The 15,649-nt window shown below is 62.5% G+C and carries 19 protein-coding genes and 1 tRNA gene; 10 read left to right on the plus strand and 10 right to left on the minus strand.

The window, feature by feature from the left end:
• Nucleotides 1-497 precede the first annotated feature (497 nt).
• Nucleotides 498-704, plus strand: coding sequence for a hypothetical protein (locus IAE39_RS25865; RefSeq protein ID WP_201207335.1), 207 nt, complete (start codon nt 498-500; stop codon nt 702-704).
• Nucleotide 705: 1 nt separating this feature from the next.
• Here the strand turns inward: IAE39_RS25865 and IAE39_RS25870 are convergent, their stop codons facing one another.
• A complete protein-coding gene (locus IAE39_RS25870) occupies nt 706-1,119 on the minus strand; it encodes a DoxX family protein (RefSeq protein ID WP_201207336.1) in 414 nt (137 codons plus the stop codon).
• Nucleotides 1,120-1,223: 104 nt separating this feature from the next.
• Nucleotides 1,224-1,308, minus strand: a tRNA-Leu gene (locus tag IAE39_RS25875).
• Between the two features lie 201 nt (nt 1,309-1,509).
• Between IAE39_RS25875 and IAE39_RS25880 the strand changes: the two genes are divergently transcribed.
• The 4 genes from IAE39_RS25880 to IAE39_RS25895 all read left to right on the plus strand — a co-directional run bounded on the left by IAE39_RS25880 (nt 1,510) and on the right by IAE39_RS25895 (nt 4,841).
• Nucleotides 1,510-1,785: a hypothetical protein gene (locus tag IAE39_RS25880; RefSeq protein WP_201207337.1), complete on the plus strand. Its 276-nt coding sequence runs from the start codon at nt 1,510-1,512 to the stop codon at nt 1,783-1,785.
• A gap of 79 nt (nt 1,786-1,864) precedes the next feature.
• Complete coding sequence (locus IAE39_RS25885; protein ID WP_201207338.1) at nt 1,865-3,025, plus strand: two-component system sensor histidine kinase NtrB; 1,161 nt, start codon at nt 1,865-1,867, stop codon at nt 3,023-3,025.
• A 5-nt stretch (nt 3,026-3,030) separates the two neighbouring features.
• On the plus strand, nt 3,031-4,476 hold the full coding sequence (locus IAE39_RS25890; RefSeq protein ID WP_201207339.1) for an ATPase domain-containing protein: 1,446 nt from the start codon (nt 3,031-3,033) through the stop codon (nt 4,474-4,476).
• An 11-nt stretch (nt 4,477-4,487) separates the two neighbouring features.
• A complete protein-coding gene (locus IAE39_RS25895) occupies nt 4,488-4,841 on the plus strand; it encodes a response regulator (RefSeq protein WP_201207340.1) in 354 nt (117 codons plus the stop codon).
• A 43-nt stretch (nt 4,842-4,884) separates the two neighbouring features.
• On the opposite strand, the gene csrA is transcribed toward IAE39_RS25895, so the two are convergent.
• The 8 genes from csrA to IAE39_RS25935 form a co-directional block, all read right to left on the minus strand.
• Entirely contained in the window at nt 4,885-5,082 is a 198-nt protein-coding gene (gene csrA / locus IAE39_RS25900) for a carbon storage regulator CsrA (RefSeq protein WP_023381281.1), read from the minus strand.
• A 253-nt stretch (nt 5,083-5,335) separates the two neighbouring features.
• Nucleotides 5,336-6,358: a DNA topoisomerase IB gene (locus IAE39_RS25905; protein WP_201207341.1), complete on the minus strand. Its 1,023-nt coding sequence runs from the start codon at nt 6,356-6,358 to the stop codon at nt 5,336-5,338.
• A gap of 57 nt (nt 6,359-6,415) precedes the next feature.
• Nucleotides 6,416-7,507: a molybdenum ABC transporter ATP-binding protein gene (gene modC, locus IAE39_RS25910; RefSeq protein WP_201207342.1), complete on the minus strand. Its 1,092-nt coding sequence runs from the start codon at nt 7,505-7,507 to the stop codon at nt 6,416-6,418.
• A 1-nt stretch (nt 7,508) separates the two neighbouring features.
• A complete protein-coding gene (gene modB / locus IAE39_RS25915; protein WP_201207343.1) occupies nt 7,509-8,189 on the minus strand; it encodes a molybdate ABC transporter permease subunit in 681 nt (226 codons plus the stop codon).
• Nucleotides 8,189-8,947: a molybdate ABC transporter substrate-binding protein gene (gene modA, locus IAE39_RS25920; protein WP_201207344.1), complete on the minus strand. Its 759-nt coding sequence runs from the start codon at nt 8,945-8,947 to the stop codon at nt 8,189-8,191. The genes modB and modA overlap by 1 nt, the downstream gene beginning before the upstream one ends.
• Before the next feature lie 189 nt (nt 8,948-9,136).
• Complete coding sequence (locus IAE39_RS25925) at nt 9,137-10,213, minus strand: NAD(P)H-dependent flavin oxidoreductase (protein WP_201207345.1); 1,077 nt, start codon at nt 10,211-10,213, stop codon at nt 9,137-9,139.
• A gap of 51 nt (nt 10,214-10,264) precedes the next feature.
• Nucleotides 10,265-10,435 (minus strand): hypothetical protein, encoded by a 171-nt coding sequence (locus IAE39_RS25930; protein WP_201207346.1) that lies wholly within the window; start codon nt 10,433-10,435, stop codon nt 10,265-10,267.
• Nucleotides 10,436-10,442: 7 nt separating this feature from the next.
• On the minus strand, nt 10,443-10,745 hold the full coding sequence (locus tag IAE39_RS25935) for a DUF1883 domain-containing protein (RefSeq protein ID WP_201207347.1): 303 nt from the start codon (nt 10,743-10,745) through the stop codon (nt 10,443-10,445).
• A gap of 159 nt (nt 10,746-10,904) precedes the next feature.
• On the opposite strand from IAE39_RS25935, the gene IAE39_RS25940 reads away from it, so the two are divergent.
• The 5 genes from IAE39_RS25940 to gorA all read left to right on the plus strand — a co-directional run bounded on the left by IAE39_RS25940 (nt 10,905) and on the right by gorA (nt 15,565).
• Complete coding sequence (locus IAE39_RS25940; protein ID WP_201207348.1) at nt 10,905-11,264, plus strand: hypothetical protein; 360 nt, start codon at nt 10,905-10,907, stop codon at nt 11,262-11,264.
• Between the two features lie 145 nt (nt 11,265-11,409).
• Complete coding sequence (locus IAE39_RS25945; RefSeq protein ID WP_201207349.1) at nt 11,410-12,060, plus strand: c-type cytochrome; 651 nt, start codon at nt 11,410-11,412, stop codon at nt 12,058-12,060.
• Entirely contained in the window at nt 12,057-12,971 is a 915-nt protein-coding gene (locus tag IAE39_RS25950) for a c-type cytochrome (protein ID WP_201207350.1), read from the plus strand. The genes IAE39_RS25945 and IAE39_RS25950 overlap by 4 nt, the downstream gene beginning before the upstream one ends.
• Nucleotides 12,972-13,272: 301 nt before the next feature.
• Nucleotides 13,273-14,112 carry a UTP--glucose-1-phosphate uridylyltransferase GalU gene (gene galU / locus IAE39_RS25955; RefSeq protein ID WP_201207351.1) on the plus strand — a complete coding sequence of 280 codons (840 nt, stop codon included), beginning with the start codon at nt 13,273-13,275 and terminating at the stop codon, nt 14,110-14,112.
• Between the two features lie 97 nt (nt 14,113-14,209).
• Nucleotides 14,210-15,565 (plus strand): glutathione-disulfide reductase, encoded by a 1,356-nt coding sequence (gene gorA / locus IAE39_RS25960; protein WP_201207352.1) that lies wholly within the window; start codon nt 14,210-14,212, stop codon nt 15,563-15,565.
• Nucleotides 15,566-15,649: the final 84 nt, after the last annotated feature.

Here is a 15,649-nt window from a genome sequence, read left to right on the forward strand (position 1 = left end):
TCCCTGTGGGAGCGGGCAGGCCCGCGAACACCGGCAACGCCGGTGCCATCCACTGCGTCGTCTGTTTCGCGGGCGCGCCCGCTCCCACAGAGATTGCGCGAGCCTTCAAATTTTGAACAAGACAGTTGCTCCCGCAGGGGCTGCAATGCAGCTCACAGAAACCGGTGGCAAAAGAAAAGCCCGCGGCAAGGATGCGGCGGGCTGCAAGAACGTACGGAGCAGGGTCAGTGTGCCCATGCGTATGTCGGCATTTCGTGAAGCTGAGGTCACCAGGTTGTCATGGGTGGTGCTCGATCTCACAGGCGATAAAAATGTTGCGACAAGCGCCAGGCATATAAAAAGCAGGCAAAAAAAGCCCGCCAGAAAGGCGGGCAAACAACGTTTGAAGGGAGAGCCTGCAGACTGCACTCGATCCATTAACCCAGGATTAAGCAACAACGCATTGACCCGGCACCCTGATCAGCCTATACAGGCCTGCCATCACCCCAGGAGCCAGCATGCGCGACGAAGACGACCTGCACGAACCCGAGCACGATCACCTGCTTGACCACGAATTTCTCTATGACGACATGGAGCCCGAGGCGGATGCCCAAGGCGCCGAGGATGACGTGGAGGAAGACGAGGAAACGCTGGATGACCTCGATGACGGCCTCGATAAAGAGGAGCGTGATCACCCAGCCTGGTTCGATGACTGCGACGACTGACTCAGCGCCCGTCCACCGAGAAGCGCCCCGGGCCGCTCACGGCCAGTAGCAGCAAGCCACCCATAATGGCCATGTTCTTCAGGAACTGGGTCATGTTGGCGCTGCGCTCGGGGTCGACCATGTTCCAGAACGGGTGGCCGAGCAGCGCCGTGCCCAGCACGAACAGCGCGAACAGAAACGCCAGCGGCCGGGTGTAGAAGCCAAGAATCAGCAGGATGCCGACCACGAACTCCATCAGCACGGCAATCGCGGCTGCCAGCATCGGGGCAGGGGCGCCCAGCGACGCCATGTAGCCGACCGTGCCATCGAAGCCGGTCAGCTTGGCCCAGCCAGACAAGACGAAAAGGATCATCAGCAGCACGCGGGCAAGCAGGATAATGATGTCGCGTTGACCATCGAACAGGGAGTAGCGCATGGCGGCGTTCCAGTGGACGGGTTCACGCTCCACTTTAGCAGTTGCGCAAGATATTGCCGCCAGGCAGCAAAAAGGCGCCGCAAGGGCGCCTTTTCAGAGAAGTTTGGTGCGAGTGGCGGGACTCGAACCCGCAAGGCTCACGCCGACAGATTTTAAGTCTGCTGTGTATACCAATTCCACCACACTCGCACGCTTGAAGGGGTCACAACGACCAGCTCGCTTCTAAGCAGAAGGGCTTCGCAATCAAGCGCGCTTTATAACCCATTGTTATAGTTGAGTCAACTCCAGCACCTATGATCAACAGAATGAAGGGTCGATCGAATGGGCAATTGACACCTTGCTGTCATTACGCCACTGTTGCCTGTTTATTGGATCCAAGAGTGTTCAGTGATGACTCAGGCTCGAGCTGACGAGCGTGTCGTGCGCCCACGGTTATTCTGGCGGCTGCTGTTTCTGCAGGTGGTTGTGTTGGGTGCATTCCTCTATATCAGCCTCATCAGCCTGGGCGGCTACCTGCTGCTGCTGGGGTTTGATGCCGAGCATTCGCAGCAGCAGCGCCTTATGGCCCTGGCCGGAGGTTGCCTGATCATGCTGGTCGGCTTGTGGTTGCTGAAAGTGGCCATGCCGCGGCGTATCAGCCCCGTGCTGGTCGAACCGGAAAACTGACCGCTCGTTGTCGCGCGCTTGCTCATGGATGGGTACGCTACGCTCATTTCGTCCCTCCTGCGGTAGCGGTGGAGTTTGCATGGTTTCAGCTGACTGTCTCGATCACCCCGTCATGCCCGCCCACCGCTATGAACAATTGGTTCAGTCGGTGGTGGACTACGCCATCTACATGCTTGACCCTACTGGCCATGTGGTGTCGTGGAACGCTGGCGCGCAACGGATCAAGGGTTACCGTGCCGATGAAGTGATCGGCCGGCATTTCTCGTTGTTCTTCACCCCCCAGGACTGCGCTGACGGCCGCCCCGAGCGCCTGTTGCGCCAGGCGCTGGAGCAGGGCGTGGCGCAGGACGAAGGCTGGCGGGTGCGCAACGACGGTACGCAGTTCTGGGCCTTGGCGGCGCTGGATGTGATCCGCGACGACCAGGGCCAGATCATCGGCCTGGCCAAGGTGACCCGCGACATCACCGACCGCCGCGAATCGGCGCTGCAACTGGATGCCGTGCGCGCCCAGCTGTTCCAGGCGCAGAAGCTTGAGGCGCTCGGCCAGTTGACCGGTGGCCTGGCGCATGACTTCAACAACATGCTGACCATTATCATCAGCTCGGCACGCCTGGCGCTTGGCACCCAGGACCCGGTACGTGCCCAGCGCATGCTGCAACACATCCTCGATGCCGGGCAGCGTGGCACCGAACTGACCCAGCAGCTGCTCAGCTTCGCCCGCCACCGCAAGCTCGATGTGGCCAGCGTTGCCCCGGCTGACCTGGTTACCGCTACCCGCGGCCTGCTGGAGCATGCGCTGCCCAGTTCGGTCGTGCTGGAAGTCCAGCTGCAACCCGACCTGCCGCTGATCGAGGTGGATGCCGGGCAGTTGCAGATGGTCTTGCTCAACCTGTTGTTCAATGCCCGCGACGCCATAGCGGGGCATGGCCGGATCGGCCTGGCGGTCGATGTGGTCGAGTTGAACGGTGATATTGAAGGCTTGCAGGGCAGCTTTGTGCGCTTCACGGTCGAAGACAGCGGCGAAGGCATACCCGCGGAGGTGCTGCCGCGAATCTTCGAACCCTTCTTCACCACCAAGGCCTTCGGCAAGGGCACCGGCCTGGGCCTGAGCCAGGTGTACGGCTTTGCCAAGCAGAGCGGTGGCGCTATTTGTGTTGAAAGCGAAGCGGGTCGTGGAACTTGCATGCAGCTTTACTTGCCAATGTATCAGGACCAGACGGACAGCCCACTCGACAGGTAGACAACATGGCACAGGTACTCAGGCGGCTGGTGACGGGGATCGATGGGCTCGATGCGTTACTCAGGGGCGGCCTGGTGGCCGGTGCCTCCTATATCATCCAGGGCCCGCCGGGGGCCGGCAAGACCATCCTCGCCAACCAATTGGCCTGCGGCCACGTGCGTACAGGCGGGCGGGTGCTGGTGGCAACCCTGCTGAGCGAGTCGCATGAGCGACTGTTCCAGTACCTGTCCACCCTGGAGTTCTTCGACCCGGCGCTGGTCGGCGATCAGATCCAGTTTGTCAGTGCCTTCGACACCCTTGAACAGGAGGGGCTGGATGCCGTAGTGCGGCTGCTGCGCCAAGAAATCGCCCGGCAGCAGGCAAGCCTGTTGATCGTCGACGGCGTGCTCAATGCCCGGGTGCGTGCAGAAACCACGCTGGATACCAAGAAGTTCGTCTCCGAACTGCAGGGCCACGCGGCCTTCGCCGGCTGTACCGTGCTGCTGCTGACCAGTGCCCGGCTGGATGAAGGCAGCCCGGAACACACCATGGTCGACGGCGTGATCGAGTTGGGCGAGCAACTGGTCGGCAGCCGTGCCGTGCGCCATATCCAGCTGCGCAAGACACGTGGCAGTGCGGCGTTGTCGGGGCGCCACGAATGCCTCATCGACGCAGCCGGCATGCACGTCTACCCGCGTGTGGAATCGTTGTTCAGCCACCCCAGCCAGATGGGCAGCGGCAGTTTGGCGCGTATCAGCAGTGGTGTGCCAACGTTCGATGAAATGCTGGGTGGTGGCCTGGCTACAGGTTCGGTCAGCCTGTTGATCGGCCCTTCAGGGATTGGCAAGACATCCTTGGGCCTGGCGTTTCTGGGGGCCAGCACCCCGCAGGCGCCAGGCTTGCATTTCGGCTTTTACGAAACCCCGGAACGCCTGCGCAGCAAGGCTGCGTCGCTGGGTTACGACTTTGCTGCGATGGAGCAGGCCGGTAGCCTACAACTGTGCTGGCAGCCGACCACCGAGGGCTTGCTTGACCAGGTTGGCGCGCGGCTGCTCGAGCGGGTCGCGGCGCAAGGCAGCAAGCGCGTGCTGATCGACAGCCTTGGCGCGTTCAGCCGCCTGGCCATTGAGCCGACACGGCTGAATGCGTTTTTCCGGGCGTTGGCCGGTGAGCTGCGTGCGCGCGATGTCAGCGTGATGCTGACCTGGGAAATGCGCGATATCTTCGGTTCGGAAATCAGCGCGCCGGCGCCGGACCTGTCGAGCATCGTCGACAACCTCATGCTGATGCGCTTTGTCGAACTGGACTCGCAACTGCGGCGCATGCTGTCGATTCTCAAGGTGCGTGACAGCCACCATGACCCGGCCTTGCATGAGCTGCTGATCGGGCCGCAGGGCATTACCCTGCGCAAGGCATTCGAAGGCGCCTGTGGCGTGCTCTCGGGGACGCCTGTGCCGCAGGGGAGCGGATGACGGGCGGGCCAATGAATACCATCCTGATCGTCGATGACGAGTACCTGATTGCCGATATCCTCGCTATGGCCCTGGAGGATGAAGGCTATCTGGTGGAAAAGGCCAGCGACGGCGAAAAAGCGCTGGAGGCGCTGAAGGAAAAGCGCGTGCAACTGGTGATCACCGACTACATGATGCCGAAGCTCAACGGCCAGGAATTGGCGCTCGCCATGCGCAAAGACCAGGCATTAGAAGACCTGCCGGTCATTTTAATGAGCGGCGCTCAGGCCAGCCAAGGATGCCCGGCCCTGTTCGCCGCAATCTTCAACAAGCCTTTCAACATGGACGAGATGATCGCCAAGGTGCGTCAGTTACTTAGCACCTGAGGCTGGCGGTCGAGCGCATCCATGCACCCTGGGAGGGGTGGGCTCAGTGCGAGTCGTCGTGCTTTTCCGGGGCCGGGTTGCCTGCCTGGATACGCTTGAAGATCTCTTCACGATGGACCTGTACATCTTTCGGTGCATCGATACCGATCCTCACCTGCATCCCTTTGACGCCCAGAATGGTGACTTTGATGTCATCATTGATGACGATACTTTCGCCAACCTTACGGGTGAGTATCAGCATGTAGTTCTCCTTGGTGATGTAAAAGACCGCAGGGCTAGTTACCACAGCGGCGGGAGCGGGTCCCTCTTCCTTCTCATTAAAGACGCTTTCGGCGGATAGTAATTCCCCGACAGAAAAATTCTGTTGCGTGCCTTCACTTGCAGGCGCCAAAGCAAACCGTCAGCGGTTTGTCGGCCAAGGTGCTCGATGGCAAGAATAGGGCGCTTGGCGCTCAATGGGAAATTTCTTCGCATCATGGGTTAAATAGACAGGCTTAATGGTCATCCTGTTCCTCAAGTGCCTGAAGAAATAGCAGCAAGGCCACTTCTTCCGGGTCCAGGCCTTTGCGCACCCGGCTTTTCGGTAAGTCGGCCAGGCGGCCCAGGGCATAGTGTTCCAGAACGGCCGGGTGGATGTAGCAGCGCCTGCAGACGGCAGGTGTATTGCCCAGGCGGGTGGCCACCTGGCGAACGATGGTGGCGACCTGGCGTTTGGCTTCGGTTTCCGGTTCCCAGGCCAACGGCCTTAGCAGTTCCAGTGCCAGGCTGCTGCCGGCCCAGGTGCGGTAGTCCTTGGCGGTGAAGTCGGCGCCGGTCAGTTGCTGCAGGAACTGGTTGACCTCGGCAGAGCCAACGCTGTGGCGCTGGCCGTCGTCATCCAGGTACTGGAACAGCGCCTGCCCGGGCAGCTCCATGCAGCGCTTGAGCAGGTTGGCCAGGCGCCGGTCGTTGAGGGTGACGTTGTGCTCGACACCGCGCTTGCCGCGGAACTGGAAGCGAATGCTGCTGCCTTTGACCTGCACGTGGCGGTTGCGCAGGGTGGTCAGGCCATACGACTGGTTGTCGCGCAGGTAACGCTGGTTGCCAATGCGGATCAGGGTGTGGTCCAGCAGGCTCACAACCAGCGCCATGACCTTTTCCCGGTCTAGCCCTGGCCGTGCCAGATGGCTTTCCAGTTGCTTGCGCAGCTTTGGCAGGGCCTGGGCGAAGGCCAGCATGCGCCCGTACTTGTGCTGGTCGCGCAGTTCACGCCATTGCGTGTGGTAGCGGTACTGCTTGCGGCCACGGGCATCGCGGCCGGTGGCCTGCAGGTGGCCCTGCGGGTCGGCGCAGATCCACACATCGGTGTAGGCCGGGGGAATCACCAGCGCGGCGATGCGCGCGAGGGTGTCTTTATCGCGAACCCGTTGGCCTTCGGCATCCAGGTAGATGAAGCGCTCGCGCCAGCGGCGCCGGGTCAGGCCCGGCTGGCTGTCGTCAACGTAGTGCAGGCTGCGTGGCAGGGGGCAGTCGGACATGGGCGGCGGGCCTCGATCAGGTCACTGATCAATGGACAACGCCCACGCCCAGGATGCTCAGCCCAGCAGGGCCACCGACTTGATCTGGGCGAACAGCGTCTGGCCAGGGTGCAGGCCGAGCTGGTCGGCCGAGTAGCGGGTGATGCGTGCAAGCAGGGCATTGCCACTCGCGTCCAAGCTGACCAGCACATGCGCCGGGTTGGCCGCCGGGCGGCTCTCGCGCACCTGCACCGGCAAGCGGTTGAGGATGCTCGAAGTGCTGTCCGCCGTCAGCGCCAGGCTGACATCACGGGCCTGCACCTTGACGCGCAAGGTACTGCCCATCACATGCGCCGGGTGGGCGATGCGCAGCAGCGGCCCGCTGCTCCCGGGCAGGCGCAGGTCGAGCAGGTCGTAGTGCGGGTCGTGCCCGACCACCATGCCTTCGAACACCACGCCTGCATCCTCGCCTTCGGCCAGTGACAGGTCGAGGCGCGCCAGGGTTTCGCCGATCGGGCCGCTGGCGACCGCCTGGCCTTGCTCAAGCAACACCAGGTGGTCGGCCAGCCGCGCCACTTCATCCTGGGCATGGCTGACATACACCAGCGGAATATCCAGTTCGTCGTGCAGGCGTTCCAGGTAGGGCAGGATCTCGCGCTTGCGCGGCCCGTCCAGCGCCGCCAGCGGCTCGTCCATCAACAACAGCCGTGGGCTGCTGAGCAGGGCACGGGCAATGCCCACACGCTGTGCTTCACCACCCGACAAGGTCGCCGGGCGGCGCTGCAGCAAGTGGCCGATGCCCAGCAGCTGGCTGGCCTGGTCCAGGCTGACCTTGCGTTCGGCGGCCGCCACCCGGCACCAGCCGAACTCCAGGTTGCCGCGCACCGACAGGTGCGGGAACAGGCTGGCCTCCTGGAATACGTATCCCACCGGGCGCAGGTGTGGCGCCTGGAAGTAGCCACGGCTGCTGTCTTCCCAGACTTCGCCGTTGACCTCGATATAGGCGCTGGCGGCCCGCTCCAGCCCGGCCAGGCAGCGCAGGCAGCTGGTCTTGCCGGAGCCGGAGTGGCCGAACAGTGCGCTGATACCGCGCCCGGGCAGGTGCAGGTCGACGTCCAGGGTGAAATCGTCGCGCGCCAGCTTCAGGCGCGCCACTATCGATGCAGTCATTTCAGCTCCAGCCAGCTTTGCCGCGGCGTCCGGCGTACAGCAGGAGCAGCACCAGGAAAGAGAACACCAGCATGGCACCGGCCAGCCAGTGCGCTTGCGCGTACTCCATGGCCTCGACGTGATCGAAGATCTGCACCGAAACCACGCGGGTCTTGTCGGGGATGTTGCCGCCAATCATCAGGACCACACCGAATTCCCCCACGGTGTGGGCGAAGCCGAGGATGCTGGCAGTGATGAAGCCTGGGCGGGCCAACGGCAGCACTACATGGACGAAGGTATCCCAGGGGCTGGCACGCAGCGTGGCCGCCACTTCCAGCGGGCGCTGGCCAATGGCGCCAAAGGCGTTCTGCAGCGGCTGGACCACGAACGGCATGGAATACACGGTCGAACCGATCACCAGGCCGGTGAAGCTGAATACCACGGTACCCAAGCCCATGGCCTGGGTAGCCTGGCCGAGCCAGCCGTGCGGGCCGAGGGCGATCAGCAGATAGAAGCCGATCACCGTCGGTGGCAGCACAAGCGGTAGCGCCACCACCGCGCCCACCGGCCCACGCAGCCAGGAGCGCGTGCGCGCCAGCCACCAGGCGATGGGGGTACCGATGATCAGCAGGATCAGGGTGGTCAGGCTGGCCAGTTTGATGGTCAGCCAGATTGCACCCAGGTCACTGGCATCCAGTGGCATCAGATTTCATAGCCGTAGGACTTGATCACCGCTGCAGCTTTCGGGCCTTTGAGGTATTCGACCAGCGCTTTGGCGGCCGCACTGTCCTTGCCTTTGTTGAGGATCACCGCGTCCTGGCGGATCGGGTCGTGCAGGTTGGACGGCACGATCCAGGCCGAGCCATTGGTTACCTTGCCGTCCTTGTAGATTTGCGACAGGGCGACAAAGCCCAGTTCGGCGTTGCCGGTGGAGACAAACTGGAAGGCCTGGGTGATGTTCTGGCCTTCGACAATTTTGCCTTTGGTGGCGTCGGTGAGCTTCAGCTTGTCCAGTACCTGGGTGGCAGCCAGGCCGTAAGGTGCCGCTTTCGGGTTGGCGATGGACAGGTGCTTGAACGTGTTTTGCTTCAGCACGTCACCCTTGGCATCGACATAGCCGTCTTTGGCCGACCACAGGGCCAGGGTGCCGATGGCGTAGGTAAAGCGCGAACCGGGGACGATTTCCTTTTCTTCTTCAAGCTTTTTCGGGGTGGTGTCATCGGCGGCGAGGAACACTTCGAACGGTGCGCCGTTCTTGATCTGTGCATAGAACTGCCCGGTGGCGCCGTAGGCGGCGACCAGCTTGTGGCCGGTGTCCTTCTCGAAGTCCTTGGCAATGGCTTGGATCGGTGCTGTAAAGTTCGCTGCGACCGCGACCTGAACCTCGTCGGCCCAGGCAGTGTTGAAGGCAAACAGGCTGGCCAGGGCGGTGAAGGCCAGGTGAGACGGGCGGATACGCATGAAAACAGCTCCTTGGGGTTATCGTTATAGCTTCAACTATATAGCGATAGGCCATTTGCCGGGAAGGGGCTGGGTGATGTAGTTGCAGGCCCGGCCTCTTCGCGGGTAAACCCGCTCCTACAACGGGCGGTGATCATCTTGTAGGAGCGGGTTTACCCGCGAAGAGGCCAGGCCTGTAAATGAAGATGCCTAACGGCCAGCCACGCCCAGCGCCTTCGCGGCAATCTCCCGGGTCAACTCCCCAGCCGGCAAATGCCGCCCCAACCGCAACGCCTGCCCCGCCCACAGGTTACTGAAGTCACTGCTACCCTGCGGATCGGTGATCGCCCGCAACGGCATCAATGCCCCGCCCGCCAACGGGAAGCGTGGCGCCAGCGCGCTCATGGGGCCCAGCTCGCGCATGATGCGGTTGTTGATGCCACGCGCCGGGCGACCGGTAAACAGGTTGGTCAGCGCCGTGTCACTGGCCGGGGCGCTGTCCAGCGCCTGGCGATGCGCCGGCGAAACCTTGGCCTCGGGGCAGAACAGGTAGGCCGTGCCGATTTGCACGGCAGACGCGCCCAAGGCCAGTGCCGCCACCAGGCCGCGGTGGTCACCAATGCCGCCGGCGGCAATCACCGGTACGCTGACTGCATCGGCCACCTGTGGCACCAGGGCGAAGGTGCCGATCTGGCTGGTGATGTCGTCGCTGAGGAACATGCCGCGATGGCCGCCTGCTTCATAACCCATGGCGATGATCGCGTCACAGCCGTTGCGCTCCAGCCAGACGGCCTCTTCCACGGTAGTGGCGCTGGACAGCACCTTGGCACCACTGGCCTTGACCCGCTGCAACAGCTCGGCCTCGGGCAGGCCAAAGTGGAAGCTCACCACTTCCGGGCGCAGCGCCTCGACCAACTGGCAGCTTTGCTCGTCGAACGGTGCGCGGTTGGAGACGGGTGTAGGCGCTGCGAAATCGGCACCTACTTCGCGATAGTAAGGCTCCAACGCCTGCTTCCAGCGGGCATCGCGCTCGGCATCGGGCGCTGGCGGCTGGTGGCAGAAGAAGTTCAGGTTCAGCGGGCGCCCCGGGCAGCCAGCGCGGAATGCGGCAATTTCGGCGCGCACCTGATCGCCGCTGAGCATGGCGCAGGGCAGGGCGCCCAGCCCGCCGGCCAGGCCCACGGCAATGGCCATGGGCGAGCCGGTCGCCCCCGCCATGGGCGCCTGCAGAATGGGCAGTTCTATGCCCAGCAGGTCGAGGATACGGCGGTCGGGCCAGTGGCTCATGCGTTTCTCCTTGCGCGGGGCGAACGATACGGCGGGGGTATGCAGCGGTTGTTACAGGGCCTTGCTGACCTGGATGTCGCTGATCTTGTCGGCGTCTTCGCCGTGGATCTTGCGCAGGGCTTCCAGGGCTTGTTCCTGCGAGGCATCGGGCATGATTGCGAAATCCCAGCGGCGCTCGCCGTCGAGCTTGTATTTGATGACGTACTTGATGGTCTGGGTCATGGTGGCCTTATCTGAGTTTCGACGACGAACGACGGATGATCTTGATCTTGTGGGTCAGGCTTGGCTTGCGGGTGACCGAAATCGGGCGGGTGGTCACGGTATCGATGGTGATGTTCCAGAAGCCGGTGCTGGGCACGGTGATCTTTGCCGGAAACTTCTCGAAATGGCCGCCGTGGTAGGTGTGACGGCCGCCGTTCTTGAAGCTGCGGAAGTTGGCGTCGTTCATCAGGCGGATGTTGCAGCGCTGGGAGCACTCGATGACGACGATGTCGTCCTCGTTGAGGTGCTCGCGCTGGTGTACGAATTTCATGTGATGCTCCGCAAGGTTTGGATCTGCAAAGCCGAACGATACCACGATGTGCCGTTACACTGCCGCGCTGATCGCCAGGTGTGGATAATTGTGCCAACGCACGGAGCAAAACCGCCTGGCCGTGGTCGAACCGGGTTCGTACAGGTTGAGGTGTGACAGATGAAGTGGATGGTGGCTGCGTTGACATTGGTGCTGGGTGGCTGTGTCAGTGTTTCCGAGCTGGAGCAATCGCATGCAACCCTGGATGTGATCTCCGGTAAAACCCCACGCGAGTATGCCGATTGCGTCAAGGCACAGCTTGCCGACAGCCGTGACCCGCTGGTGGAAGAAAAGCGCGGCGATGGCCTGCGCCTGACCGTGCCGCAAAAGCTGACGTCGGGTGCCGGCCCGGCGGCGCTGGTGGACATTGATGAGCGTGGCAGCGGCAGCAGCATCAAGCTGTACGAGCGGCTGAACAATTTCCCGCTGCGCCTGGGCGATGTGCGCACGGCAGCTACCCGATGCATCTCCGGAAGTTGATCTGAGGCAAGTAAACGGCGGTTAGCGGGCAATTGGCCATCTGATCGGCCGGCCTGGCGTTGTTGCGATTTCCCTTACGGGGCTAGTATCCATTTGCTTATGTTTTTTAAGCCTAAGCTTATAACAAAAGAAATGGAGATTCGTGATGACACCGTTGAGTCGCGTCGTGATCGGCAGCCTGCTGATCCTGGCCTGGCCCGTGGCGTATGCCGCTGATGGCCAGAAAATCTTCACCCAGGGTGGGGCCAACCCCGCCGCCATGGCGTGCCTCGGCTGCCATGGCCCGGACGGCAAGGGTATTGCTGCTGCCGGCTTCCCGCGCCTGGCCGGGCTACCGGCGGGTTACCTTCGCAAGCAACTGCATGACTGGCGCAGTGGCAGCCGCAAGCAGGCGGTGATGGAGCCGCTGGCCAAGGCCTTGACCGAAGATGAAATCGACGCCGTCAGCGCTTACCTGGCCAGCCTGCCGGTAGACCCGGTTGGTGACCTGCGCCGCCAGCAAATCGCCGATGACCCCACCACTCGCATGGCCCTGTACGGCGACTGGAGCCGGCACATTCCAGGTTGTGTGCAATGCCACGGGCCGGGTGGCGGCGGGGTTGGCGAGCACTTCCCGCCGTTGGCTGGCCAGCCGGCCAGCTACCTGGTGGCGCAGCTCAATGCCTGGCGTGACGGCAGCCGCAGCAATGACCCCAACCAGCTGATGGTCGGTGTGGCCAAGGCCATGACCGATGACGAGATCAAGGCCGTTGCCGCGTTCTTCGCCCGCCCCGCCAGCCAGGAGGTCACGCCATGAAACCGATGATTCCAGCCTTGTTGCTGCTGGCCATGGGCACCGCCCAGGCCGCGCCGATCGCCATGGAAGACCAGTCGCAGTTGAAGGTGCCCGGCGTGCAGGCGGCGCCGCAGTTCATGCCGCCTGCTGAAAGCGAGTTGCCAGACAACGCCTTTGGCAAAATGGTGCGTGAAGGCCATGCCTTGTTCGTCGACACCCGTCGGTTGATGCCCGAGGCGGTGGGCAATGGCATGAATTGCAGCAACTGCCACCTCGACCAGGGGCGCATGGCACATTCCGCGCCGTTGTGGGGCGCTTACCCGATGTACCCGGCCTATCGCAAGAAAAACGACAAGGTCAACACTTTCGCCGAGCGTATCCAGGGCTGTTTCCAGTTCAGCATGAACGGCAAGCCGCCGGCCGCCGACAGCCCGCAGATGACGGCGCTGGCAGTGTATTCGTACTGGCTGTCGACCAAGGCACCCACCGCTGTAGAGATTGCCGGGCGTGGCTACCCGGACGTGGCGCAGCCCAAAGGCGGCTATGACTTCAAGCGTGGGCAGCAGGTGTACCGGGAGCAGTGCGCGATCTGCCACGGTGACAATGGCGAAGGCCAGAAAGTGGCGGGTGACTACGTGATGCCGCCGCTGTGGGGCAAGGACTCCTACAACTGGGGCGCCGGCATGCACCGTATCAACACGGCAGCGTCGTTCATCAAGTACAACATGCCGCTGGGCAAGCCGGGTAGCCTCAGCGACCAGCAGGCCTGGGACGTGGCGGCGTGGATCAACCGCCATGAGCGGCCGCAGGACCCGCGGCTGGTGGAAGGGTCGATCGAGAAGACGCGGGTGAAGTTTCATGCCAATGATGGCGTGAACCTGTACGGGCAGCAGGTTGACGGGGTGTTGATCGGGCAGGGTACCGGCAGCTGATGTATGCCTGTGCCGGCCCTTTCGCGGGTAAACCCGCTCCCGCAGAATGACCATAGGTTTCGAACCAGCGGCGATCCCTGTGTGGAGCGGCTTTAGCCGCGAAGAGGCCGGCACAGGCAAGCTCACCTTCCTGTCATCCAACGGTCATGTATGACAGCAATATTTACGATCCCCCGGAACTATCTACACTGGGTTATCTCTATCTTCCCATCGGTCAGCCAGGGGTGGGGCATTGTAAGGTGACTGCCGCCTGATTAGACTGCGCCGAATTCCATAGGCCTAGCCTTTTGTAAGGACGTATATGATCAAGAAATGCTTGTTCCCGGCAGCCGGCTACGGCACCCGCTTCCTGCCTGCTACCAAAGCCATGCCCAAGGAAATGCTGCCGGTGGTCAACAAGCCGCTGATCCAGTATGGCGTTGAAGAAGCATTGGATGCTGGTCTGAGCGAGATCTCCATCGTTACCGGTCGCGGTAAGCGCGCCCTGGAAGACCACTTCGACATCAGCTACGAGCTGGAAAACCAGATCAAGGGCACCGACAAGGAAAAATACCTGGTCGGTATCCGTCGCCTGCTCGACGAGTGCTCGTTCTCGTACACCCGCCAGACCGAAATGAAAGGCCTGGGCCACGCCATCCTCACCGGCCGCCCGCTGATCGGCGACGAGCCGTTTGCCGTGGTGCTGGCGGACGACCTGTGCGTGAACCCGGAAGGTGACGGCGTACTGACCCAGATGGTCAAGCTGTACAACCAGTTCCGCTGCTCGATCATCGCCATCCAGGAAGTCGACCCGCAGGAAACCAACAAGTACGGCGTGATTGCCGGCGACATGATCCGTGATGATATCTTCCGGGTTACCAACATGGTCGAGAAGCCTGCACCGGAAGATGCGCCGTCGAACCTGGCGATCATTGGTCGCTACATCCTGACGCCGGACATTTTCGACATCATCAAGAACACCCCGCCAGGCAAGGGCGGCGAAATCCAGATCACCGACGCGCTGATGCAACAGGCGCAGAATGGCTGCGTAATTGCCTACAAGTTCAAGGGCAAGCGGTTCGACTGCGGTGGCGCCGAAGGCTACATCGACGCGACCAACTTCTGCTTCGAGAATTACTACAAGACTGGCAAGGCTTACTGATAAGCCCTGCTGGCCTGAAAGCCACCCCTCGGGGTGGCTTTTTTGTTTGCGACGGCCAACGGCGTTATGCTGGGCGCCTGCCTAGGAGAGTGAATACATGGCCTACGATTTTGATCTGTTCGTGATTGGTGCCGGGTCCGGCGGTGTGCGCGCCGCGCGTTTTGCCGCCGGTTTTGGCGCAAAAGTGGCAGTGGCTGAAAGCCGCTACCTGGGTGGTACCTGCGTAAACGTCGGCTGTGTACCGAAAAAGCTGCTGGTGTACGGCGCGCATGTCGCCGACGAACTGGAGCAGGCCGCGGGCTTCGGCTGGACCCTGGAAGAAGGGCATTTCGACTGGGGCACGCTGATCGCCAACAAGAACCGCGAAATCGAGCGCCTCAACGGCATCTACCGCAACCTGCTGGTCAACAGCGGGGTAACTCTGCTGCAGGGCCACGCGCGCATGACCGGTGCCAACGAAGTGGAAGTGGACGGCCAGCGTTACAGCGCCGAGCACATCCTCATCGCCACCGGTGGCTGGCCGCAGGTGCCGGACATTCCCGGCAAGGAACTGGCTGTCACCTCCAACGAAGCCTTCTACCTCAAGGACCTGCCGCGTCGGGTACTGGTAGTGGGCGGTGGCTACATCGCGGTCGAGTTCGCCGGTATCTTCCAGGGCCTGGGGGCGGCTACCACGCTGCTGTACCGTGGCGACCTGTTCCTGCGCGGCTTCGATGGCTCGGTGCGCACCCACCTGAAGGAAGAGCTGGAAAAACGCGGCCTCGACCTGCAGTTCAATGCCGACATCCAGCGTATCGACAAGCTTGAAGATGGCAGCCTGAAGGCCACCCTCAAGGACGGCCGCGAGCTGGTCGCCGATTGCGTGTTCTATGCCACTGGCCGGCGCCCGATGCTGGACAACCTGGGCCTGGAAAATACCGGTGTCGAACTGGATGCCCGCGGCTACATCCGCGTGGACGAGCAGTACCAGACCACCGCGCCGTCGATTCTGGCCATTGGTGATGTGATCGGCCGTGTGCAGCTGACCCCGGTAGCCCTGGCCGAAGGCATGGCCGTGGCGCGGCGCCTGTTCAAGCCGGAGCAGTATCGCCCGGTGGACTACCAGAACATCCCGACCGCCGTGTTCAGCCAGCCGCCAATCGGCACCGTGGGCCTGACCGAAGAGCAGGCGCTGGAGGGCGGGCACAAGGTGCAGGTGTTCGAAAGCCGCTTCCGCGCGATGAAACTGACCTTGACCGACATTCAGGAAAAGACCCTGATGAAGCTGGTGGTCGATGCCGAGACCGACAAGGTGCTGGGTTGCCACATGGTCGGGCCTGATGCCGGCGAGATCATCCAGGGCCTGGGTATTGCCCTGAAAGCCGGTGCGACCAAGCAACAGTTCGACGAAACCATCGGCGTGCACCCGACGGCGGCTGAAGAGTTTGTGACCATGCGTACCGTTACCCGCTAAGCCCTGCCTGAATACTTGCCATTGTAGGAGCGGCCTTGTGTGGGGGGGGGGGGGGGGGGGGGGGGGCGGGCCGCGGCCGAGCAC

Source organism: Pseudomonas sp. S37 (genome assembly GCF_016658545.1).
In the GTDB taxonomy this organism is placed as follows: Bacteria; Pseudomonadota; Gammaproteobacteria; order Pseudomonadales; family Pseudomonadaceae; genus Aquipseudomonas.